Below are 21,685 nucleotides of genomic sequence, written 5' to 3'. Positions count from 1 at the left end.
GGCGCGGTGCCTCCTGTCATCGTGGATGACATGAGCATCGTGTCGATCATCACCGTCATGGCCGCGGCCTTCACCGCCGGGGCGATCAATTCCATCGCGGGGGGCGGCACGCTGGTGTCGTTCCCCGCACTGCTGGGGATCGGCCTCACGGGCCAGCAGGCCAATGTCACCAGCACCCTCGCGCTCTGGCCCGGCAGCATCGGCGGGTTCTGGGGCCACCGGGAGGATCTCGCCGGCATCAAGGCCTTCGCGTTGCGCCTGATGCCCCCCTCGCTCATCGGTGGCGCGCTTGGCGCCTGGCTCATGCTGGTCACTCCGCAGAAGGTCTTCGACCAACTGGTGCCCTGGCTGATACTCGCCGCCACGGTGCTCCTGGCGGCCAACGATCCTGTCAGCAAGCTGCTGAAGAAGGTGCACGGCCACGAGCGGACGCCAGGCTGGTGGCTCGCCGCCATAGGCTTCCAGTTCATCGTCGGCATCTATGGCGGCTACTTCGGCGCCGGCATCGGCATCCTCATGCTGGCGGCCCTGAGCCTGCTGGGGCTGACCGACATCCACCAGATGAACGGCCTGAAGAACCTGCTGGCCCTCTGCATCAACGGCATCGCCATCTTCGCCTTCATGGCCATGGAGTTCCTGCGCCATCCCGGCAACGCGAAGTGGATGCTGGTGCTCCCCATGGCCGTGGCCGCCGGGCTGGGCGGGCTCTTCGGCTCCCATATGGCGCACCGGGTGGGGCGCACCACCGTGCGGGGTGGCGTGGTGGCCATCGGGTTCATCCTGTCGGCCTGGTACTTCTACAAGACCTACGCGGCCTGAAGGCGTTCAATCCCGGCTCAGGAGGCCCCATGTCCGAGACTGCCATCACCTTCGATGATGTCCTGCTGATCCCGGCCTACAACCACCATGAGTCCCGCCGGGTGGTGGACATCGGCATGACCGACAAGTCCGGCAAGCTCACGCTGGGCCTGCCGATCCTGACGGCCAACATGGACACGGTGACCGAGGACGCCATGGCCAACTTCGTGGGCGAGCGGGGCGGCATCGGCGTGCTCCACCGCTTCGTGTCCGTCGAGGAGAACGTGGCGATGTTCAAGCGCTGCCGCTTTCCCGCCTTCGTGTCAGTGGGCACCTCAGAGGCGGAGCTGGAGCGCATTGAGGCCCTGAGGGATGTGGGGGCCGACTACCTCTGTGTGGATGTGGCCCATGGTCATGCCAAGTACGTGGGAAAGATGGTCAAGCGCATCCGCCAGATGGCGCCCAATGCCTGCATCATGGCGGGCAATGTAGCCACCTACGCGGGCGCGGACTACCTGGCCTCAGTGCACGCCGACATCATCAAGGTGGGCATCGGCCCGGGTAGCGTCTGCACCACCCGCATCAAGACGGGCTTCGGCGTGCCCCAGCTCACTGCCATCCAGGAGTGCGCCCGGGCCGACCGGTCCATCGTGGCGGATGGCGGCATCCGCACCCCTGGCGACATCGTGAAGGCCCTGGCCTTCGGCGCTGATTTCGTGATGATCGGCGGCATGCTCGCCGGTACCCGTCCCACGCCCGGCGAGCCGATCCGGGACGGCACCGGGAACCCCTCCCACAAGGTGTATCGGGGCATGGCCAGCAAGGAGGTCGCGGACGACCACCTGGGCGGCCTCACCGGCTGGAAGACGTCCGAGGGCGTGGCCACCAAGGTCCCCTACCGCGAGGACGAGGAAGAGATCCTCGCCGACATCGTCGGCGGGCTCCGCTCGGGCCTCACCTACGCCGGGGCCAACACCATCCGCGAACTCCAGCGGAAACTGAACTACGTGCTGGTCTCCCCCGCGGGGCGGGTCGAGAGCCTGCCGCACAAGACCCTGGGCTGAGCCGCCAACCCGCGGGAGCATCGTCTAGATCTTTCGGATCTGTTCGGATCCCGGACGAAGGCCTACCCTGGAGTCCCACCCTTTGCCCTGGAGACGCCATGCGACTGCTGCTTGCGGGATGTTTCGCCCTGGGACTCGCCGCCGCGCCCCCTCCCGATCCCACCGAGTGCGTGGCCTGCCACGACACCATCGACCTCGCCAAGTTCAGGACCAGGACCCATGGCAAGCTGGGCTGCGTGACCTGCCATACGGCCATCACCACCCTGCCCCATCCCGAGAAGATGCCGCCCCCGCAGTGCGTGCGCTGTCACGACCACGAGGGCCAGGACTATGGCAACAGTGTGCATGGGGTCGCCCGCAAGCAGGGCAAGGACCATGCCCCCTCCTGTATGACCTGCCACGGCCATGCCCACGACGTGGTGCCCAAGAATCACCCGGACTCGAAGGTGGCGAAGAAGAACATGGATGCCACCTGCGGGAAGTGCCACGACCAGGAGCACCTGAAGAAGCTCTCCACCCGCCTGCCCAAGCGCGCCTCGCGGATGGATCTCAAGAAGATGCCCGGCAAATAGCCCTGAGTCCCCGGGTCCACCTGATCGGTCGGTCTCGTATGGCCGGCCGGAAAGGGGTTGTTATCTTTGACGCGATACGTAAAATTGCGGCAAGATCACTTGGATCCAATGGAGAATTTCATGGTGGTCAAGAACCTCAATGGCCATTCGATTCCAGCCTGCCGATGCGGAAGCTGGTTGAGCCACTGGCGCTGCTATGGGAAGCCAAGTGAGGCGTTCACGCACCGGCAGTCCTGCGCCGTCGTGATGTGCCGGAACCCCATCGAGGAGGGTGGTCGGGTGCAGAAGGAGGTCCTGGAGGGCATGAAGGCCCTGGGCATGGTGGGCGACGCATCCTGGTACATCCTGCCCCTCTGCCGGGAGTGCAACCGCAAGCAGGGGGCAACCCTGACCGTGGATGACGGGTGCGGATTGGCTTCAGTCCGGGCGGAAGAGACCTGTGGTCTGCGTCTGGGCGAAGCAGAACCCTCCCGCTCCGCCTAGGCAGTCCATTCGTCATCCAGAAGCGACCATTGCTGGTTTTTACCTTCCGAATCTTGGACGCCGATGGGGATAGGCAGATCCATGCTGTTACCATGTCCCTTATCAACCCCCATTCGATCCGGAGGACCCATGCCGCCCGGAAATGCGCGCACCAAGCTGCCTGTGAAGGTCATTGAGAAGACCACGGCGGAGGCCTGCCTGGCGATCGCCCAGAAAGTCCAGCGCGCTCGGGAACTGGCCGGGGATGACGCAGGATCCGAGGCCGCCAGACAGGTGGCACAGGTCATCGAGGAGGAAGTGCTCAGGGTCGGCTGAGGGGAGCAGGCCGAGCCGCATGCCAACGGGTTGAGGCCCCAGAGGGACTTCGCCAGTCGGGCCTTCGAGCCTGGAATCCGGAAATTCCGGAACCAGATAAATGGTTTCCCCATGGAAACCCCAAACGGCGTATTGTGACGATCAATTATCGCAAACAGCCACATATCGTCCCGGAGGCCGCATGGCTACCCAGGAATCCGACAAGAGCAGGTATTTGATCTGGGCCTACCTCGGTGGAGTCGTCGTTGTCTCCTACTTTCTGCTGAAGGTGATCATGTGGATGGACGGGGTCAAGTAACGCCTTCTCCCCGAGACCCTGAACGCCCGCCTATCTGCCAACGCCAGGCGGGGCGTCCCTGTCACTGCCACCCCCCCACCTTGCCCCACCAATTGAAACTCCTCCTTGCGAGGTGACGGAGGAACCATCAGCGGGATTCCCTCCAGGGCCACCGCTACGCGGCGTCCATTCCGGCCGCACGAAATGCTGGCACGGCGCTCCACGGTTCCAGCAGTCCACCGGATTGCCACTACCTGCACCTACCTGCCAGCATTCAAGCGACTTCGATTCCCCCACGCTTCGCAGCCAGATGAAAGAAGCCGCCTTGCGGTCACAGGGCCCAGTGTTTCCAGGCGACGAAGGCAAGGATCGATACAAAGGTTTCGTGGATGCATACTATCGATGTCTGCGTAACGACCCAGCTTCCACTGCCACTTCATTGAAGACAGCCCCAGAAATAGGTTCTTGGTTTGCCGGATTAGGGAGCCTTCAAAGGGACAAAAGGCCCCGTGGCGGTCACATACCCCTTGGACATCCATTCCTGAATGCCCCCCTTCAGGTCGGTCACATCGGTGAATCCATGCTTATGAAGCAGCTTCGCCGCCTGTTGGGTTCGGTTACCCGAACGGCAATAGAGCAGGATGGGTTTGCCCTTCCACTGCTCCAACTCGTGGATTCGCCGGGAAAGCTCCTGAAGCGGGATGAGTGCATCGGTACCTGGAATGTGCCGGTCTGTGTGTTCAGCCTCGGTACGCACATCCAGCAGGAAGGGTTTTTGCCCGTCAATGATCACTTTGGCTTGCTCAGGCGAGACGCGTTTCAGATCCGCGTCCGAGGCGGAAATCCCGCAGGCCTGAACCGCCACCATAAGTGTTGTGGGAATAGTCCACCGAAACCGACCGTACACGTCTACCTCCTGTCCATTGGATGCCCCAGATATAAAAATCTTTCACCAACACCAGTGAATTACACGCGCTCTCCCACCGGATGCCATGCCTCGTCGAGGACATGGTCAGATCCCGCGAGGGCCAGGAGGTCGCCTTCTCGCAATTCTGGGGAGAGACGAAGCGGCAGGGGCGCAGAGCCCTCCCGCAGTAGGGCCACTATCCACCTGCAAGTAAGCGCCAAAAACTGTCCAATCCCTCGGCCCATACTCTCGAGGATGACATGGTGCTCTTTGCTGCGATCTTCATCGATCTGCACCGGGTTGGGGGAAGGTTTGGTGTGGGTAATGCCATGGTCCCGAAGAACCTCAAGGCCACGGCTGAGAAGCCGTCATGAGCCCGGGAGCAGGCTCCTTCTCGTCTTGAGGACCTCCGCAAGACTCCTCTTTCATCCCCTGTTCCTGTCCCAGGTTGTCAATGCAATTGAGAACTGGACTATCGGTGAACCCATCGCACTTCACCCAAGGCCTTACGATGTCCACCGTAGCGGGCCTCCCCCGGGTCATTCTCCAAGTTATGGAGACAGGCCAGCGCCTTCCTTTGGCGCAGGTCCCGTATCCACGATTCCCCAGACAGTGGGGACATCAGTCTGAAGAACCCTTTCGAGTTGAGCGCCGCCCTCAAGTTTGCTGCGTTTTCCCGCTGGGTCTGTGAGGGCCAAGGCCGCAGTCACGTACTTTGGGACCGGCGACACCTACTTGACCGGCATCCTGGCGGGGACCACGGATGTGGACGCCAGCACTCACTCCAGGGCTCGTTTGGCGCAGACCGGAAGCATTGCCGTTCTGGTGGCCGTGACAACCATTCTGCTAGGGGTTGCCTCAAACACTGTGCTGATGGCTGGAACGAGTCGCTCGCCGGAGACTGGAGTTTTGGGCGCCGCATTGCCATGCTTTTTGGAACTCAGTTGGTGCTGGGGGCATTGGCCTGCTCGTCATTTGGTGGTTTTGAGTTTGGAGTAGCGGCATGGCAAAACAATTACTTCAGAAACTTGCCGGAACCTGGCTAGCGGGCCTCCTTGCTTTGCTTCCACTCGTCTTGACGCTCTCCCTGCTTGCCTGGGTCGTCAATGTGATCCATGTGTATCTGGGGCCAACCAGCCCTGCGGGGCGCCTTTTTTCGCTGTTTGGTCAGCCGTTCACCAATCACCCAGTGCTTGAGTACCTGGCCGGTTCGGCCCTGTTGGTCCTCGTGATCTATCCCTTGGGCCTTGCGGTCCGGTCGCGTCTGACGAAGCCACTGACGGATTTCGTGGATCGCACGGTTCGGCGAATCCCGGTGGTTGGCAGTCTGTACAGTCTTGTTGACCGTTTCGTCGGGCTAGTGGACCAGAAGCAGGATGTGGACATTGCGGCCATGAGTCCAGTCTGGTGCTTTTTCGGGGGAGATGGCGTGGCCGTGCTTGCCCTGCTGCCCAACCCTGTCCCGGTCCTCCTGGAGGGCAGGGCCTATTTTGCAATTCTCGTCCCAACGGCACCAGTGCCCATCGGCGGCGGCCTGCTCTATGTCCCCGCCGAGTGGGTGCGTCCGGCCCATATTGGGGTCGACACCCTCACCAGTGTCTATATCTCCATGGGGATCGTGGCCCCGCCCACCCTCTTGAAAGACGAGCGACCCGCCTCATCGCTGGGGTAAGAAAGCCAGGGCCCCTGTCCCTGCCCACTCCTGACTTGCCGCAACCCGCCTAGCGCCTCGCGCCCCGCGTCTCGCGCTACACCCACCAGTTAGGCCCAATCAGCAATGGGCCATGGACTAGGTTTCCGATGCCCTGGCCGAAGGCAGGACCATTAGGGCCCTGTATGTGGTGGACCTCATCACTTGGATCGGCCCTCTTACCGCTGGAAGGCGAAATTCGGGGGCCTGGAGGTCTCGGGGGCTCAGGGTCAAGCCAGGGGAGACAAGCGTCCGCCCACGGGGGAATTTAGATACGAGTGAGATACGCGCCATTTATAGGGGTAGGTTGGAAGTTCGATTCCTAAAAAAAACGAAACCCCCGAAACCTTTCGGTATCAGGGGTTTGTTGGCGGAGAGTGGGGGATTCGAACCCCCGGTAAGCTTTTGACCTACACACACTTTCCAGGCGTGCTCCTTAAACCACTCGGACAACTCTCCCTGGCTTCCACGGAAATGCGGAAGCAACAAGGTTATCACGGCCCCCAGCCTTGACCAAGGGCCGTGATCGGAAGGGCTACACGGTCTCGAGGACGGCCACCAGGAGCTTCCAGAAGTTGCCCACGGAGGGCACGCTGACGTGCTCGTCGGGGGTGTGGACGTCCCACATGCTGGGGCCGAAGGAGACCATTTCCATGCTGGTGTATTTCTCCCCGATGAGGCCGCATTCCAGGCCCGCATGGATGGCCATGATCTTGAGGGGCTGGCCGAAGACCTTCTGGTTGGCATCCTGGACGACCTGCACCAGGGATGCCTTGGGCTCGGGCTTCCAGCCGGGGTAGCCGCCGGTGACGTGGGACTCGAAGCCGCCCAGGGCGCAGGTGGCGGCGATGCGCTCGGAGAGGGCCGTCTTGGATGCATTGATGGAGCTGCGGGTGAGCATGTTCACCTCGACCTCCTCCTCGCGGGTGCTGATGACGCCGAGGTTGGTGGAGGTCTGAACAAGGCCGGGGATGTCGGGGCTCATGGCCTCGACGCCATGGGGCAGGGCCAGCAGCAGGCGGAGGAGCGCCTCGGCATCGGTGCCGGCCATGATCTGGGTGGCTTCGCCGGCTTCCAGGGCCAGGTGCAGGCCGGGATCATGGGCGCCGAGGGCGGCCCGCCAGTGGGCCTCGTGAGTGGCCAGCGCCGTGCGGAAGGCCTGCTCCTGGGCGGGATCCAGCAGGATCATGGCCGAAGCCTCGCGGGGGATGGCGTTGCGCTTGTTGCCGCCCTTGATGGCTGCCAGGCCGAACCCGAAAGCGGGCTTCATCGCGCCCAGGACCTGGGCGAGGATGCGGATGGCGTTGCCCCGGCCGGCGTTGATGTCGATGCCGGAGTGACCGCCCTTGAGGCCGAAGACCTTCAGGCGGAAGGCACGCGTGCCGGCGGGCAGGGGCTCGCGGGTCAGCTTGCGGGTGACGATGGTGTCCTCGCCGCCGGCACAGCCGATGGTGAGGAAGCCCTCCTCCTCACTATCCAGGTTGAGGAGGAACTTGGCCTTGAGGCGGCCGGGCTGGAGACCGTCGGCGCCGGTGAGGCCCGTCTCCTCGTCGATGGTGATCAGCACCTCGATAGGGCCGTGGCTGATGTCCTTGCTGGCCAGGACGGCCAGGGCGCCGGCGACGCCGATGCCGTTGTCCGCCCCCAGCGTGGTGCCCTTGGCGCGGAGCAGGTCGCCATCGCGCCAGACCTGGATGGGATCCTTGAGGAAGTCGTGGTTGGTGCCTTCGTTCTGCTCGCAGACCATGTCCACATGGGCCTGGAGGCAGGTGGTGGGACGGCCCTCCTTGCCGGGCGTGGCGGCCTTGCGGATGATCACGTTGCCCACGGCATCGCGCTCGACATCACAGCCCAGGGCCTTGGCCTGCTCGGCCACCCAGTCCGCGGCGGCGGCCTCGTTTTTGGAGCCGCGGGGGATCCTGGACAATTCGAGGAAGTAGGACCAGAAGGTCTTGGGTTCGAGGGTTTCGAGCAGGGCGTTCACAGGGTCTCCCATGGTCATTGGCCCTCAGGTCGATCTGGGCCAGGAATCCAGGGTACCGGGGGGCCACGGATGCAGGCGTGACGCGCATCACGATGCGAGGGTATTCAAGTGGATTAACCTTCTTGAATCTCAGCCGATAGCCCTGACGCACCGATGCAGTTCGAACCGTGTGAAGTTCCCCGAAATCGCCGTCCCATCTCAGGGTCTCCGTGCGACGCCTCCTACCAGCCAGTCGGCGATTCCTCGCGGGGGTGCTGGCGCTCGTCTTGGCGGGGCCCCTGCGGTCCGAGCCTCCCCGCAAGGTCACCCTGCAGCTGAAGTGGGCCCATGCCTTCCAGTTCGCAGGCTACTACGCGGCCCAGGCCAAGGGTTATTACGCCGCCGAGGGCCTGGACGTGACCTTCCGCGAGGCCGGGCCCAAGCGCCTGCCGTTGGCAACCGTGGAACGGGGCGAGGCGGAGTTCGGCGTCAGCGACATGGAGGTCTTCCAGGCCTATCAGGAGGGGCGTCCCCTGGTGACGCTGGGCGTGGTGTTCCAGCACTCCCCCTATGTGATCATCGCCCTGCGCAAAAACAAGATCGTGCGAGCTTCGGATCTCGTGGGTCGGCGGGTGATGTTCGCTGGCAACCAGGGGCAGATGGAGATCTTCGCCATGCTCCAGTCCGAGGGGATCCTGCCGGAGAAGATCCGGGCGGTGCCGCACAGCTGGAACCTCGATGACCTGATCAGCGGGAAGGTGGATGCCATCTCGGCCTACCTCACCGACGAACCCTTCGGGCTGGAAGCCAAGGGTGCCGAGCTGAGCCTGATCCGCCCCGCCGACTACGGGATCGACTTCTACGGGGACCTGCTCTTCACGACCCGGGCCTTTGCCAAGAACAACCCCGAACTCACTGAGCGATTCCGCCGGGCCTCCTTTCGCGGCTGGGATTACGCCATGGAGCACCCGGCGGAGCTCATCGACCTGATCCTCGCCATGCCCGAGGTCAAGGCCCGCGGCGTGACCCGGGAGCACCTCGAGTACGAGGCCCAGAGCATGAAGGGGCTCCTGCTGCCCGGACTGGTGGACGCCGGGCACATGAACCCGGGCCGGTTCGAGCGGATCGCCCAGGCGGCCGTGAACCTGGGGGTGCTCAAGGCCGTCCGCGATCCCAGGCCGTTCCTGTTCGAACCTCCCAGCCCGGTGGGTGCCGCCCTGCTGAAGTGGACGGGCCTGGGCCTGGTGGCCGTGCTGGTGGTCGGGCTCATCGGAACACTCTGGATCCTCCAGCTGCGTCGGCAGGTGGACTCGCGGACGAAGGCCCTGCTGGAGGAGGTCGAACACCGACGCGAGGCCGAGACGAGCCTGGCCGAGCGGGAGCAGCGATTCCGCCTGCTGGTGGAGAACCTTCCTGCAGGGGCCGTCTACATCGACGACACAGGGTTCTATCCCAACGCCGCGGTCGAGCACTTGACGGGCTATGACCGGTCCGAGCTGTGCGATTTCGAGGGCTGGCTGCGCATCCTCGATCCCCAGGGCGGCCAGCGGGTGCAGCGGGCCTACCTCTCCAAGCGTGACACACACCCGGTGACCCCCCTGGCCGCCCAAGTGGTGCGTCGCGATGGGGGCCGCCGCAGCGTCGAGATCAGCATGCGCATGCTCGCCGCCTGCGAGGTCTGGCTGGTCATGGACGTCACGGCGCGGGTGGAAGCCGAAGCTGCCCGGCGGGCCAGCGAGGATCGCTACCGCGGCATCTACCTGAACTCCCCCGACCTGATCAAGGTCCTGCGGGTGACGCCGGACGGCGCCTTCGTGTTCGAGGGTGTGAACCCGAGCTTTGCGGCCACCTTCGGCGTCACCCAGGACCAGGTGTTCGGCAAAACCCCTCAGGCCTGTCTGCCCAGGGTGTTGGCCGACTTCATCATGGGCAACCTCCAGCGCTGTGTGGCTGCGGGCCGCAACCTCACCTACGAAGAGGTGCTGGACCTGCCGACGGGTAAGCGGGTTCTGCTCACCCAGATGGTGCCCATCCGGAACCCGGAAGGCACCATCTACCTGGTTGCCGGCATCAGCCGGGACGTGACCGACGAACGGCGCTCCCACGAGGCGCTGCGACAGGCACAGAAGCTGGAGAGCCTCGGCGTTCTGGCCGGCGGCATCGCCCACGACTTCAACAACCTCCTCAGTGCCGTGCTCGGGAACCTGAACCTGGCCCAGATCAAGCTGCCGCCGAACGCTCCCTCGGAGCCTTATCTGAAGAACATGGAGAGCACCATCCTGCGGGCGGCCGACCTCACTCGGCAGATGCTGGCCTACTCCGGCAAGGGCCGGTTCGTCGTCGAACCCCTCGACCTCAGCCGCCAGGTCGAGGAGATCACGCACCTGCTGTCCGTCTCCATCTCGAAGAAGGTGGTCCTGCGCTACGACCTCCTCCCGGGCCTCCCCGCCATCGAGGCGGACGCCACCCAGGTCCAGCAGGTGATCATGAACCTCGTCACCAACGCCTCGGAGGCCATCGGGGACAAGGAGGGCATCATCACCATCGCCACGGGTGTCCGAGACCTGGACCAGAAGGCCATGGACTTCCTCTTTGCCGGGCAGGAGCTGGCGCCGGGCCGGTTCGTGACCCTCCAGGTGGCCGATACGGGCTGTGGCATGTCGTCGGAGACCCTCGCGCGCATCTTCGATCCCTTCTTCTCCACCAAGACCTCAGGCCGGGGGCTGGGGCTTTCCGCCATGCTGGGGATCCTCCGGGGCCACCAGGCGGGCATCAAGATCTACTCCGAACCCGGCCAGGGCAGCACCTTCCAGGTCTACTTTCGGGCCGCGGGGACCGCGCTACCCGCGACCGAAGATCCGGTGGCATCCGCGACCATGCCCTTTCAGGGGAGGGTGCTCCTGGTCGATGACGAGGAGGACCTCCGTGCGAGCATCGCGGCCATGCTGGAGCATCTGGGCTTCCAGGTGGACACGGCGCGGGATGGCCTGGAGGCCGTCGAGCGCTTCACGCCCGGCGTCTACACCCTCGTGTTGATGGACCTCACCATGCCCCGCCTGGACGGGAAGGAGGCCTTCCGCCGGATGAAGGAGGCGGATCCCACGGTGCGGGTGGTCCTCTCCAGTGGCTACAACGAGCAGGAGGCCATCCAGCAGTTCCTGGGCCGGGGTCTCGCGGGATTCATCCAGAAGCCCTACCAGCTGAAGACCCTGGTGGAGACGCTGGAAAAGGCCCTGAGGGGGAGGGGCTGAGGTGAGCATCAATCTGAAAGGCCTGTCGACATGGTGGAGTCCGGACGCAGGCTCGACCATCGAGCGGCGCCTGTTTCGCGGGCTCGCCCTGGTCGGCGGCCTGCTCTCGATCCTGGTCGTCGTCCCCCTGAACTTTCCCCAGAGCCTGCCGGGCTTCGTGAACGGGTCGGTCCTCACGTTCGGCCTGCTCTGCCTGGGCCTCTTTGGGGCCACCTTCCGCGGGCACTACGGGATGAAGCTCCTGTTCTTCCTCCACCTGGCGAACCTGGATGTCATCTGGTTCGGCAACGCGGGCTCCCAGGGCAGCATCGGCATGTTCCTGATCACCGCCGCCATGTACCTGGTGATCTTCTTCAAGGGCCGGACCCGGTGGCTCATGCTCGGGCTCTACCTGGTCAATGGCCTTGGCCTCCTATGGATCGAGCGGCTGCGTCCCGGGCTCGTCTGGCCCTTCCCGCATCCCGAGGGGCGGTTCCTGGACCTGGTCACGGGGTTCACGCTGTCCAGCCTGGTCTGCGTAATCATCCTCTGGACGGTCCTGAAGGAGTACCACCAGGAGCGGGAGCGCCTCGGCGCCTCGTTGGCGGCCCAGCAGGAAAGCGAATTCCGGTTCCGGTCCCTGGTGGCGAACGCGCCGATTCCCATCTGCCTGGCGAACGCCCAGGGGGAGATCGGCTTCGTGAACCAGCGGTTCGAGCAGGTGCTCGGCTACACCCGCGAGGACCTGCCCGACCTCGAGGCCTGGTGGGAGAAGGCCTACCCCAATCCCCACCTGCGGAAGGGGGCCGCGACGCACTGGGCCGAGGCCTGTGCCAAGGCCGTGGCCACCGGCACGACGGTGCCGCCCGCCGAGTACCCCGTGGTCTGCAAGGACGGCCGGACCGCCCACCTGGAGATCCAGGCGGCCAGCATCGGCGACCAGTGGCTCGTGATGTTCACGGACGTCTCTGAGCGGCGGCGGGGCGAGGAATCGCTGCGCCAGACGCAGAAGCTGGAGAGCCTCGGCGTGCTTGCCGGGGGCATCGCCCACGACTTCAACAACCTGCTGAGCGCCATGCTCGGCAACCTGAACCTGGCCCAGATGAAGTTGACCCCCGGCAGCGCCTCGGGGCCCTACCTCGAGAACATGGAGGGTACCATCCGCAAGGCGGCGGAGCTCACGCGCCAGATGCTGGCCTACTCGGGCAGGGGGCACTTCGTGGTGGAGCCCATGGACCTGAATCGGCTGGTCACGGAGATCACGCACCTGCTGACCGTGTCCATCTCGAAGCGCGTCCGCCTGGAGTATGACCTCGCACCTGGGCTCCCCGCCATTGAGGCAGACTCGGCCCAGCTCCAGCAGGTGGTGATGAACCTGGTCACCAATGCCTCCGAAGCCATCGGCGAGACCGAGGGCGTCATCCAGATTGCGACCAGCCTCAGCGACTTCGGCGAGCAGGAGATCGAGACGGTCCTGCCCGGACAGGGGCTCGAGCCCGGACCCTACGTCACCTTGCGGGTCACCGATACCGGGTGCGGCATGGAGCCTGAAGTCCAGGCCCGCATCTTCGATCCCTTCTTCAGCACCAAGGGCTCCGGTCGTGGCCTCGGCCTCTCGGCCATGCTGGGCATCGTCCGGGGGCACCGGGCGGGCCTAGAGATCCACTCGGATGCCGATCTCGGCAGCGTCTTCCAGATCCACTTCCGGGCCAGCCAGGCGAAGGTCGTTAGCTCCGCCGGCCCCGAGGCCGGGGCCCGGAAAGGCGGCTACCACGGCAAGGTGCTGCTCGTGGATGACGAGGCCGACCTCCGGTTCAGCTTCGGCAGCATGCTCCAGCACCTCGGCTTCCAGGTGGTGGCCGCCCGGGATGGGGTGGAGGCGCTGGAGCGCTTCCAGAAGGGCGAGTTCACCCTCGTCTTCATGGACCTGACCATGCCCCGCATGGACGGCAAGGAGGCCTTCCTGCAGATGAAGGCCCGCGACTCCGAGGTGAAGGTGATCCTGGCCAGCGGCTACAGCGAGGGCGAGGCCATCGAGACGCTGCACGGCCTCCGTCCGACAGGGTTCATCCAGAAGCCCTTCGACCTGCAGGCCCTGACTGGTGCGGTGGACCGGGCGCTGGGGTAGGGCTTGAGGCCAGCGATTCAGTGATTTCGAAGCCCGCTGGACGTTTTCCACCAAAACGAGCCCATCCGGGGCCCGTTTTGGCGGAGAGAGAGGGATTCGAACCCCCGAACAGGTTTCCCCGTCTCCGCATTTCGAGTGCGGTGCCATCAACCACTCGGCCATCTCTCCGGAACGCTCATTCTAGCAAACCGCCCGGTAGAATCCAGCCTTCGGAGGTTGCCATGGGATGGATGGGGCGCGCGGTCCTCGGCATGACGGTCCTCACGGCGGCCCAGGCACAGGAAGTGGAGCTGGCCCTCACCGATGCAGCCGCGGACCGCTTCGCGGCCCTGGCGCTGCGGTGCGTCCGGCAGGAATACCCCAACAAGCTGGATCACGTGATGAACGGGGCCGGGGAGGTGCAGGCTCCGAAGGCCCTGCACCCGGCCTTCTACGGCTGTTTCGACTGGCACTCGTCGGTGCATGGGCACTGGATGCTCGTGAAGCTGCTGCGGGATCACCCGGGCATGGCCCGGGCGGCTGACATCCGCGCGGTGCTGGACGAGAACCTGAGCCCCGAGCGCATCACTGCGGAGGTCGCCTACCTCGACCAGCCCAACCGGCGCAGCTTCGAGCGGACCTACGGCTGGGCCTGGCTGCTGAAGCTCGCGGCGGAGCTGCGGGAATGGGAGGACCCCTCGGCCCAGCGCTGGGCGGCTGCCTTGCGGCCCCTGGCCGATGCACTGACGACCCGGTTCATGGCCTTCCTGCCGAAGCAGACCTACCCCACCCGCACGGGCGTCCACCCCAACACGGCCTTCAGCCTGGAGCTGGCGCTGGACTACGCCCAGGCCACCGGCGATGCCCGCTTCGAGGCCCTCATCCGCGAGCGCGCCCGGGACTGGTTCGGACGGGACCGGAACGGGCCCCTGGCCTGGGAGCCGGGCGGGGAGGACTTCCTGTCCCCCTGTCTCGAGGAGGCCGCCCTCATGTCGAGGGTGCTGGCACTCCCGGCCTACCGGCGCTGGCTGCAGGGCTTCCTGCCCGGAATGGCTGCCGGGCTGGTGCCGGCGGTGGTCTCGGACCGCACGGATCCCAAGATTGTGCACCTGGATGGCCTGAACCTCAGCCGGGGGCGAGCCCTCCGCCGGATCGCCGCGGCGCTGGGGAACCGGGACGCGCGCTCCGCCGGGCTGCTCAGGCTCGCGGACCGGCACGCGCGGGCCTCACTGCCGCACCTCGCATCCGGCAGCTACGAAGGGGAGCACTGGCTGGCCACCTTTGCTGTGCGGATGCTGGCGGGGAGCTGAGTCCCTAGGCTCCTGCCGGTGGTGCGCTGTCAGGGCCGATGGCGCTGAGCAGGTGGGAGAAGTAGGCCCGGTCCTCCGTGAGGATGTGCCCCTTCACCAGGTCCAGGGCGAGGAAGCTGACCAGTCGGCCGAAGTCCAGCTCGCCTGCCTTGACCTCCGCCTGGAGCTTCCAGGCCTTGGACAGGAGGGACGCATGGACGGCTGCGTGCTCGGTCAGGTCGGGGTAGCGGGCCTGACGCAGGAGGGCCTCCTCGTCGTGGAAGTGCTGGGCCGTGTGGGCGAGCAGGGTCTCCAGGCGCAGCGACACCTCGGTGAGGGGGCGGTTCTCGGTCAGGGTGGACATCAGGGTGCTGGCCAGACGGAACAGCCGCTGGTGCTGGGCATCGACCAGGGCATGGCCGCTCGCGTAGGTGTCCTCCCAGATGACTTCGAGCAGCGATCGCTCGGAGGAGGGCTCCACGTCGGCCCTTTCCGGTGCCGGGGCAGCGATGGCACGGTTCCGGCCCTCGGATTTCGCCTGGTAGAGCGCCTTGTCCGTCCGCTCGATCCATTCCTCGAGCCCCTCCCCGACGGCGTATTCCGAGACGCCCAGGCTCATGGTCACGTGGCCCACGTCCGGGAAGTCGATGGCCTCCACGGCCGCGCGGAGCTTCTCCGCCAGGCCCAGGGCCCCTTCCAGGCGGGTGGCCGGGGTCATCACGAGGAATTCTTCGCCGCCCCACCGGACAAGCGAGTCCGAGGCCCGGAGGTGCAGGCGAACGGTCTGGGCCGTGCCGGCCAGGACGGCATCTCCGGCCCCGTGGCCGTAGGTGTCGTTGACGCGCTTGAAGTGGTCCAGGTCGAACATGAGCAGGGAAAGGGGGTCGCGACGGCGGTGGGCCAGGGCGATCTCGGGCAGCACCGCTTCCTCGAAGCGGCGGCGGTTCCAGGCGCCGGTCAGGCGGTCTGTGGAGGCGGCCTGCTCCAGCTGATCCAGGGCCCGCTGGAGGCTCTGGTTGGCCAGCTCGGAGGACTGCCGCGCCTCGCTGAGTTCCCTCAGGCGGGCCGACAGCTCGGCGTTCCGCTGGGCCACCATGCCCTCCAGCGTGTAGGCCTGATTCGCCACGATGGCGAGCTGGGCGCCTTGGGCGGCCTCGGTTTCCTTCCGGAGTTCCATCATGCGGCTGAGCATGGCCCAGCCCAGGGCCATGGCGAGCGCGACCAGCGCGAGCTGGAGGATGGTAAGGCAGAGGACGGTGCCCAGCCACCCGGCGGAAAGGGCCCACAGGGCTGCGCAGCACACCAGCAGGGCCAGGGTGGCCGCCACGAGGGCACCGGCGATCCGGAGCCCCTCTCTCCGGGCCCGCAGGCCAGCCGCGAGGGTCAGCCCGGCCAGCAGGGGCGCCAGAAGACCCAGGACGATCTCCGAGAGTCGGTGGAACCGGTCCGAGGGCAGGAGCGCGGCCAGGGCGATGACGAGGGTGGCCAGGGCGGTGAAGCGCCGGATGTGGGCAAGACGGCGGGCCCCGGGCGATCCCGCCAGGAGCCCGGCCGTGACCCGTTCCCAGATGGCGAGGCAGAGGCCGCCCAGGATCAGGGAGGCGGGATGGATCCAGGGCGCCAGGCCGGTCGGAAGGAGGAGGCCTGCGAGGCCGCTGTAGGCGATCCAGGCCGCGGCCGCCAGCAGGCCGAACAGACCCGCCTGGCTGAGCACTCGATCGCGCAGGGGGCGGTAGGCGAGCATCGACAGCAACGCCAAGGCCACCAGGATGCCCCCCAGGAAGGCCTGGAGGACGAGGGGCAGGGGCGAGGGCAGCGCCGAAGCGGGGGCAGGCGGGAGGGTCAGCATGACGACCCTCTCATCGGCGCCGCTTGAAGAAAGCTTGGATCTGGGCACGGCACTCCGGCTCCAGGAGGCCCCCCTCCAGGGTGAAGCGGTGGTTCAGGGCGGCCTGATCCAGCGTGTCCAGCCAGCGGCTGACGCCCACCTTGGGATCCGAGGCGCCGAACACCACGCGGCTCACCCGGGCGTGGATGAGGGCCCCGAAGCACATGAGGCAGGGCTCCAGCGTCACGTAGAGCGTCGCGCCCGTCATGCGGTAGTTCTTGGTCCAGGCGCCGGCGCTGCGCAGGGCCAGCACCTCGGCGTGGGCCGTGGGGTCGTTCAGCTTCACCGGGTGGTTGTGGCCACGGCCCAGGAGGCAGCCTTCGTTCACGATGACCGCGCCCACCGGGACTTCATCCAGGCTGTCCGCCTTCTCGGCCTCCTCGAGGGCGAGCTTCATGAAGTAGATGTCGTCGCCGCTCCACATGGATCCAGTGTGGCTCAAACAGCGGTCTGTACATCAGGAACAAAGGAGCAGTATGGCCGAATTCCCCTTGAAGAAAAAGGCTGATCCTCGCATTTCGGGGTCGCTACACTCACCTTGGTCCTGCATGGACCGAGTCATTCTCACGACCCCGCGGCGGCCTGGCCTTCGCGGGGTTTTTGCCAAGCACGGGCGGAGGCTTCATGCGCGCGCACCTGATCCTGAAGGACGGCACCATCTTCCGGGGACGGGCGCCGTTGGGCTTCGGTGGCGGGGGCGAGGCCGTCTTCACCACGGCCATGGCCGGTTACCAGGAGATCCTCACGGATCCCAGCTTCGCCGGGCAGATGGTCTGCATGACCTTCCCCGAGCAGGGCATCTATGGCATCCACGCCGATCTGAACGAGGGCACGCGCCCCTGGGCCACGGGCCTGCTCTGCCGACGCCTCACCTTTGCGCCGGATCACCACCGCTGCGAGGGTGACCTCCCGGCCTGGCTGAAGCGCCACCACATCCCCGTGATGAGCGACCTGGACACCCGCGCCCTCACCCAGCACCTGCGCGACCAGGGCTCCCAGCCCTCCCTCATCTGGACGGAAGTGGACGGCAGCCTCGACGCCGGCGTGGCCAAGGCCAAGGCCCTGCCGGACATGACGGGCCAGGCCCTCTGCGGTGCTGTCAGCTGCAAGGACCGCTACGAGCTGAACCCCGGCGGCTCCTTCCGCGTGGCCGTGCTCGACGGTGGCATCAAGCTCAGCATCCTGCACCAGCTGGTGGGCGCAGGTTTGCATCTGGAAGTCTTCCCCTGGGACACGCCGGCCTCGGAGCTGACGGACAAGCGCTTCCACGGCCTCTTCCTCAGCAACGGCCCCGGCGACCCCGCCGCGCTGCCCGGCATGCAACGGGAAGTGGAGGCCTGCATCGGTCAGCTGCCCATCTTCGGCATCTGCCTGGGCCACCAGCTGCTGGGCCAGGCCTTCGGTGGCCGCACCTTCAAGCTGAAGTTCGGCCACCGCGGCGCCAACCAGCCCGTGCATGACCTGATGACCGGCCGCATCGAGATCACCGCCCAGAACCACGGCTTCGCCGTGGACGAGGCCAGCCTGCCCAAGGATGTGGAGGTCACGCACCGCCACCTCAGCGACGGAACCGTCGAGGGCCTTCGCCACACTCGGCTCCCCATCTTCTCGCTGCAGCATCATCCCGAGGCCTCACCCGGACCCCACGACGCCCACCCCGCCTTCAATCGGTTCGTCGCCATGCTGCAGGAGGTCCACCATGCCTAAGCGGACCGACCTGAAGAGCGTGCTGGTGCTGGGCTCGGGGCCCATCCAGATCGGGCAGGCCTGCGAGTTCGACTACTCGGGCACCCAGGCCCTGAAGGCCCTGCGGGAGGAGGGCATCCGCACCATCCTGCTGAACTCGAACCCGGCCTCGATCATGACGGACGCCAGCCGCGCCGACGCCACCTACATCGAGCCCCTCACGCTGGCCGTGCTGGAGAAGGTCATCGAGGCCGAAAAGCCCGACGCCATCCTCCCCACCGTGGGCGGCCAGACGGCCCTGAACCTCGCCATGGAGGCCCACGAGACCGGTCTCCTGGAGCGCAGTGGCGTGAAGCTCATCGGCGCGCAGCCCGAGGCCATCAAGCGGGGCGAGGATCGCCAGCTCTTCAAGGCCCTCATGGATGGTCTTGGCCTGGAGACCTGCCGCGGCGGCTTCGCCCACAACATGGCCGAGGCCCGGGACCTGCTCAAGCTCACGGGCTTCCCCTCCATCATTCGCCCCAGCTTCACCCTGGGCGGCAGCGGGGGCGGCATCGCCTACAACGTGGACGAGTTCGAGACCATCGTGGCCCGGGGCCTGGACCTGAGCCCCACCAAGCAGGTGCTCATCGAAGAGAGCATCCTGGGCTGGAAGGAGTTCGAGCTGGAGGTGGTGCGTGACCTGGACGACAACGTCGAGGTGATCTGCTCCATCGAGAACTTCGATCCCATGGGCGTGCACACGGGCGACAGCATCACCGTGGCCCCTGCGCTGACCCTGACGGATCCCGAGTACCAGAAGATGCGCGACGCCGCGCTGGCGGTCATCCGCGCCGTGGGCGTGGAGACCGGCGGCTCCAACATCCAGTTCGCCCTGGAGCCCGAGACCAGCCGCATCATCGTCATCGAGATGAATCCCCGCGTGAGCCGCAGCTCCGCGCTGGCCTCCAAGGCCACGGGCTTCCCCATCGCCTGGGTGGCCACCAAGCTGGCCCTGGGCTACCGCCTGTGGGAGCTGCCCAACGCCATCACCCGCATGACCAAGGCGGCCTTTGAGCCGGTGCTGGACTACGTGGTGGTGAAGATGCCCCGCTTCACCTTCGAGAAGTTCCCCCTGGCCGACAAGGTGCTGGGCACCCAGATGAAGAGCGTGGGCGAGGTCATGAGCATAGGCCGCAGCTTCCAGGAGGCCCTGCAGAAGGCGGTGCGCTCCCTGGAGGAGGGCCACAAGGGCATCTCCGGCGCCCTCGAAGGCAAGCTCGACCTGGGCCGCCTCAAGGAACACCTCATCATCCCCGGCGCCCAGCGCATCTTCTGGATCTACCACGCGCTCAAGGCTGGGCACAGCGTCGAAGAACTCCACCGCCTGACCAAGATCACGCCCTGGTTCCTGCGCGAGATCGAGGAGATCGTCGTGCTGGAGGGCCGCCTGCGCAGCTTCCCCGTTGATCGTCTCCCCGAAGAGCTACTGGAAAAGGCCAAGCGGGCTGGCTTCGCCGACAACCAGATCTCCGTGTTCTGCTCGGGCACCGAGGCCGAAGTCGCCGCGCGGCGCGAATCCCTGGGCCTGCGCCCCGCCTACAAGCGGGTGGACACCTGCTCGGGCGAGTTCAAGGCGGAGACACCGTACCTATACGGCACTTGGGAAGAGCACAGCGAAGCCGAACCCACGGACCGCCCCAAGGCCATCGTGCTGGGCAGCGGGCCCAATCGCATCGGGCAGGGCGTGGAGTTCGACTGCTGCTGCGTGCAGGCGGTGGAGGCCATCCGCGCCAGCGGGGTGGAGGCCATCCTCATCAACTGCAACCCGGAAACCGTCAGCACGGACTTCGACACCAGCGACCGCCTCTACTTTGAGCCCCTCACCTATGAGCACGTGAAGGCCGTGGTGGACCGGGAGGGGAAGGGGGGCAAGCTGCTGGGCGTCTTCGCGCAGTTCGGCGGCCAGACGCCGCTGAAGCTGGCGGAACCGCTCCACCAGGCGGGTGTGACGCTGCTGGGCACACCGCTCAACACCATCCTGGATGCCGAGGACCGCGAGCGCTTCGGCCAGGCCCTCAGGCGGCTCAGCATCCCCGCGCCCCAGTGGGGCATGGCCACCAGCTTCGAGCAGGCCAAGGAGGTGGCCCACCGTCTGGACTACCCGGTGATGGTGCGCCCCAGCTTCGTGCTGGGCGGCCGCGCCATGGCCGTGGTCTTCGATGACGCGGGCCTGGAAAAGTACATGCGCGAGGCCGTGGCCGTGAGCAACGACCAGCCCGTGCTGCTGGACCGGTTCCTGGATGGCGCGCAGGAGCTGGACATCGACGTGGTCTGCGACGGCGAGGACGTGGCCATCGCGGGCCTGTTGGCCCACATCGAGGAGGCGGGCATCCACAGCGGCGACAGCTACGCGGTGATTCCGGCCTTGGGCGTTTCTGAGGAGATCCTCGAGACCGTCGCGGGCTACGCCCGGAAGCTGGCGCTGGACCTGGGCGTGCGCGGCCTCATGAACCTGCAGTTCGCCGTGAAGGATGGCATCGCCTACTGCCTGGAGGCCAACCCCCGGGCCAGCCGCACGGTGCCCTTCGTGAGCAAGGCCACTGGCGTGGACTGGGCGGGCGTGGCCGCGCGCATCGGCCTGGGCCAGAGCCTGAAGCAGCAGGGCATCACGGATGGCGTGCCGCGGCTCGTGTCCATGAAGGGCGTGGTCTTCCCCTTCGCCAAGTTCCCGGGGGTGGATCCCATCCTGGGCCCCGAGATGAAGAGTACGGGCGAGGTCATGGGCATCGGCGCCACCTTCGGCGAGGCCTACGCCAAGTCCCTGCTGGCCGCGGGCATCCCACTGCCGCTCTCGGGCACGGTCTTCCTCACGGTGAACGACAAGGACAAGGCCCGTCTGCCGGAGCTGGCCCAGAAGCTGGTGGCCCTGGGCTTCGGTCTCTGCGCCACGGAGGGCACGGCCCGCACCCTGGAGGCCGTGGGCCTGAAGGTCCGCCGGATCTTCAAGGTGAACGAGGGGCGCCCCAACGCTGTGGATCTGCTCAAGAACGGCGAGGTGCAGTGGGTCATCAACACCCCCCTGGGCCGCGACGCCTTCTTCGACGAGGGCTCCATCCGCAAGGAGGCCCTGCGCCTGAAGATCCCCTGCCTCACCAACCTCAGTGCGGCCCTGGCCGCCTGCGAGGCCGTGGAGACCCTGCGGGGCGACATGACGGTGCGGGCCCTGCAGTCCTTGGGGTGATATTCTTGAGAGAGAATATAGATATCCACTATTTTTAACTCATGGGTCATATTACCCTCGGCCTGGGGTCTGTCTGATCCCTTTCCGTGTGCTCTGTGGCTCCTCCTGCCCCCCTTGCTGCGACCGCCTCCGTGCGGCCCCTCAGGTCTCCGTGGCCTTGGGCGGGGCTGTGCCTGAGCCTCCTCATCACCAC

At 66.1% G+C, this 21,685-nt stretch carries 16 protein-coding genes and 2 tRNA genes; 12 read left to right on the top strand and 6 right to left on the bottom strand.

Annotation, left to right across the window (positions count from 1 at the left end; all coding sequences use genetic code 11):
• The first annotated feature begins 6 nt into the window (after positions 1-6).
• The 5 genes from WAS25_RS02305 to WAS25_RS02285 all read left to right on the top strand — a co-directional run bounded on the left by WAS25_RS02305 (position 7) and on the right by WAS25_RS02285 (position 3,232).
• Positions 7-819, top strand: coding sequence for a sulfite exporter TauE/SafE family protein (locus WAS25_RS02305; RefSeq protein WP_422309899.1), 813 nt, complete (start codon positions 7-9; stop codon positions 817-819).
• Between the two features lie 29 nt (positions 820-848).
• Positions 849-1,862 carry a guanosine monophosphate reductase gene (locus tag WAS25_RS02300; RefSeq protein ID WP_422309898.1) on the top strand — a complete coding sequence of 338 codons (1,014 nt, stop codon included), beginning with the start codon at positions 849-851 and terminating at the stop codon, positions 1,860-1,862.
• Positions 1,863-1,960: 98 nt separating this feature from the next.
• Positions 1,961-2,434, top strand: a complete 474-nt coding sequence (locus WAS25_RS02295) for a hypothetical protein (RefSeq protein WP_422309897.1) — start codon at positions 1,961-1,963, stop codon at positions 2,432-2,434.
• A gap of 177 nt (positions 2,435-2,611) precedes the next feature.
• Positions 2,612-2,917, top strand: coding sequence for a hypothetical protein (locus WAS25_RS02290; protein ID WP_422309896.1), 306 nt, complete (start codon positions 2,612-2,614; stop codon positions 2,915-2,917).
• Between the two features lie 129 nt (positions 2,918-3,046).
• A complete protein-coding gene (locus WAS25_RS02285; protein ID WP_422309895.1) occupies positions 3,047-3,232 on the top strand; it encodes a hypothetical protein in 186 nt (61 codons plus the stop codon).
• Positions 3,233-3,987: 755 nt separating this feature from the next.
• On the opposite strand, the gene WAS25_RS02280 is transcribed toward WAS25_RS02285, so the two are convergent.
• A complete protein-coding gene (locus WAS25_RS02280; RefSeq protein WP_422309894.1) occupies positions 3,988-4,416 on the bottom strand; it encodes a rhodanese-like domain-containing protein in 429 nt (142 codons plus the stop codon).
• Positions 4,417-5,103: 687 nt separating this feature from the next.
• Here WAS25_RS02280 and WAS25_RS02275 point away from each other — a divergent pair.
• Both WAS25_RS02275 and WAS25_RS02270 read left to right on the top strand, forming a co-directional pair.
• Positions 5,104-5,415, top strand: a complete 312-nt coding sequence (locus WAS25_RS02275) for a DUF4010 domain-containing protein (RefSeq protein WP_422309893.1) — start codon at positions 5,104-5,106, stop codon at positions 5,413-5,415.
• A gap of 4 nt (positions 5,416-5,419) precedes the next feature.
• Positions 5,420-6,088 carry a DUF502 domain-containing protein gene (locus tag WAS25_RS02270; RefSeq protein ID WP_422309892.1) on the top strand — a complete coding sequence of 223 codons (669 nt, stop codon included), beginning with the start codon at positions 5,420-5,422 and terminating at the stop codon, positions 6,086-6,088.
• Between the two features lie 386 nt (positions 6,089-6,474).
• Here the strand turns inward: WAS25_RS02270 and WAS25_RS02265 are convergent.
• Positions 6,475-6,565: transfer RNA gene (locus tag WAS25_RS02265), tRNA-Ser, on the bottom strand.
• Between the two features lie 76 nt (positions 6,566-6,641).
• Entirely contained in the window at positions 6,642-8,108 is a 1,467-nt protein-coding gene (locus tag WAS25_RS02260) for an aminoacyl-histidine dipeptidase (protein ID WP_422309891.1), read from the bottom strand.
• A gap of 191 nt (positions 8,109-8,299) precedes the next feature.
• Between WAS25_RS02260 and WAS25_RS02255 the strand changes: the two genes are divergently transcribed.
• Together WAS25_RS02255 and WAS25_RS02250 are read left to right on the top strand one after the other, a co-directional pair.
• The gene (locus WAS25_RS02255) at positions 8,300-11,320 is read left to right on the top strand and encodes an ABC transporter substrate-binding protein (RefSeq protein ID WP_422309890.1); all 3,021 of its coding nucleotides are present in this window, start codon (positions 8,300-8,302) and stop codon (positions 11,318-11,320) included.
• Position 11,321: 1 nt separating this feature from the next.
• Positions 11,322-13,427, top strand: coding sequence for a hybrid sensor histidine kinase/response regulator (locus WAS25_RS02250; RefSeq protein ID WP_422309889.1), 2,106 nt, complete (start codon positions 11,322-11,324; stop codon positions 13,425-13,427).
• Positions 13,428-13,505: 78 nt separating this feature from the next.
• On the opposite strand, the gene WAS25_RS02245 is transcribed toward WAS25_RS02250, so the two are convergent.
• Positions 13,506-13,595, bottom strand: a tRNA-Ser gene (locus WAS25_RS02245).
• Between the two features lie 53 nt (positions 13,596-13,648).
• Between WAS25_RS02245 and WAS25_RS02240 the strand changes: the two genes are divergently transcribed.
• Positions 13,649-14,716, top strand: a complete 1,068-nt coding sequence (locus WAS25_RS02240; RefSeq protein ID WP_422309888.1) for a DUF2891 domain-containing protein — start codon at positions 13,649-13,651, stop codon at positions 14,714-14,716.
• Between the two features lie 4 nt (positions 14,717-14,720).
• On the opposite strand, the gene WAS25_RS02235 is transcribed toward WAS25_RS02240, so the two are convergent.
• Together WAS25_RS02235 and tadA are read right to left on the bottom strand one after the other, a co-directional pair.
• Positions 14,721-16,544 (bottom strand): diguanylate cyclase, encoded by a 1,824-nt coding sequence (locus tag WAS25_RS02235; RefSeq protein ID WP_422309887.1) that lies wholly within the window; start codon positions 16,542-16,544, stop codon positions 14,721-14,723.
• 10 nt (positions 16,545-16,554) lie between these two features.
• The gene (tadA, locus tag WAS25_RS02230) at positions 16,555-17,007 is read right to left on the bottom strand and encodes a tRNA adenosine(34) deaminase TadA (RefSeq protein ID WP_422309886.1); all 453 of its coding nucleotides are present in this window, start codon (positions 17,005-17,007) and stop codon (positions 16,555-16,557) included.
• Positions 17,008-17,207: 200 nt separating this feature from the next.
• Between tadA and carA the strand changes: the two genes are divergently transcribed.
• A complete protein-coding gene (gene carA / locus WAS25_RS02225; RefSeq protein ID WP_422309884.1) occupies positions 17,208-18,290 on the top strand; it encodes a glutamine-hydrolyzing carbamoyl-phosphate synthase small subunit in 1,083 nt (360 codons plus the stop codon).
• Entirely contained in the window at positions 18,283-21,492 is a 3,210-nt protein-coding gene (carB, locus tag WAS25_RS02220; RefSeq protein WP_422309882.1) for a carbamoyl-phosphate synthase large subunit, read from the top strand. Before carA ends, carB begins: the two co-directional genes overlap by 8 nt.
• Positions 21,493-21,685 lie beyond the last annotated feature (193 nt).

Source organism: Geothrix sp., assembly GCF_049292215.1.
Lineage (GTDB): Bacteria > Acidobacteriota > Holophagae > Holophagales > Holophagaceae > Geothrix.
This window is presented reverse-complemented; position numbering and strand designations above follow the sequence as displayed.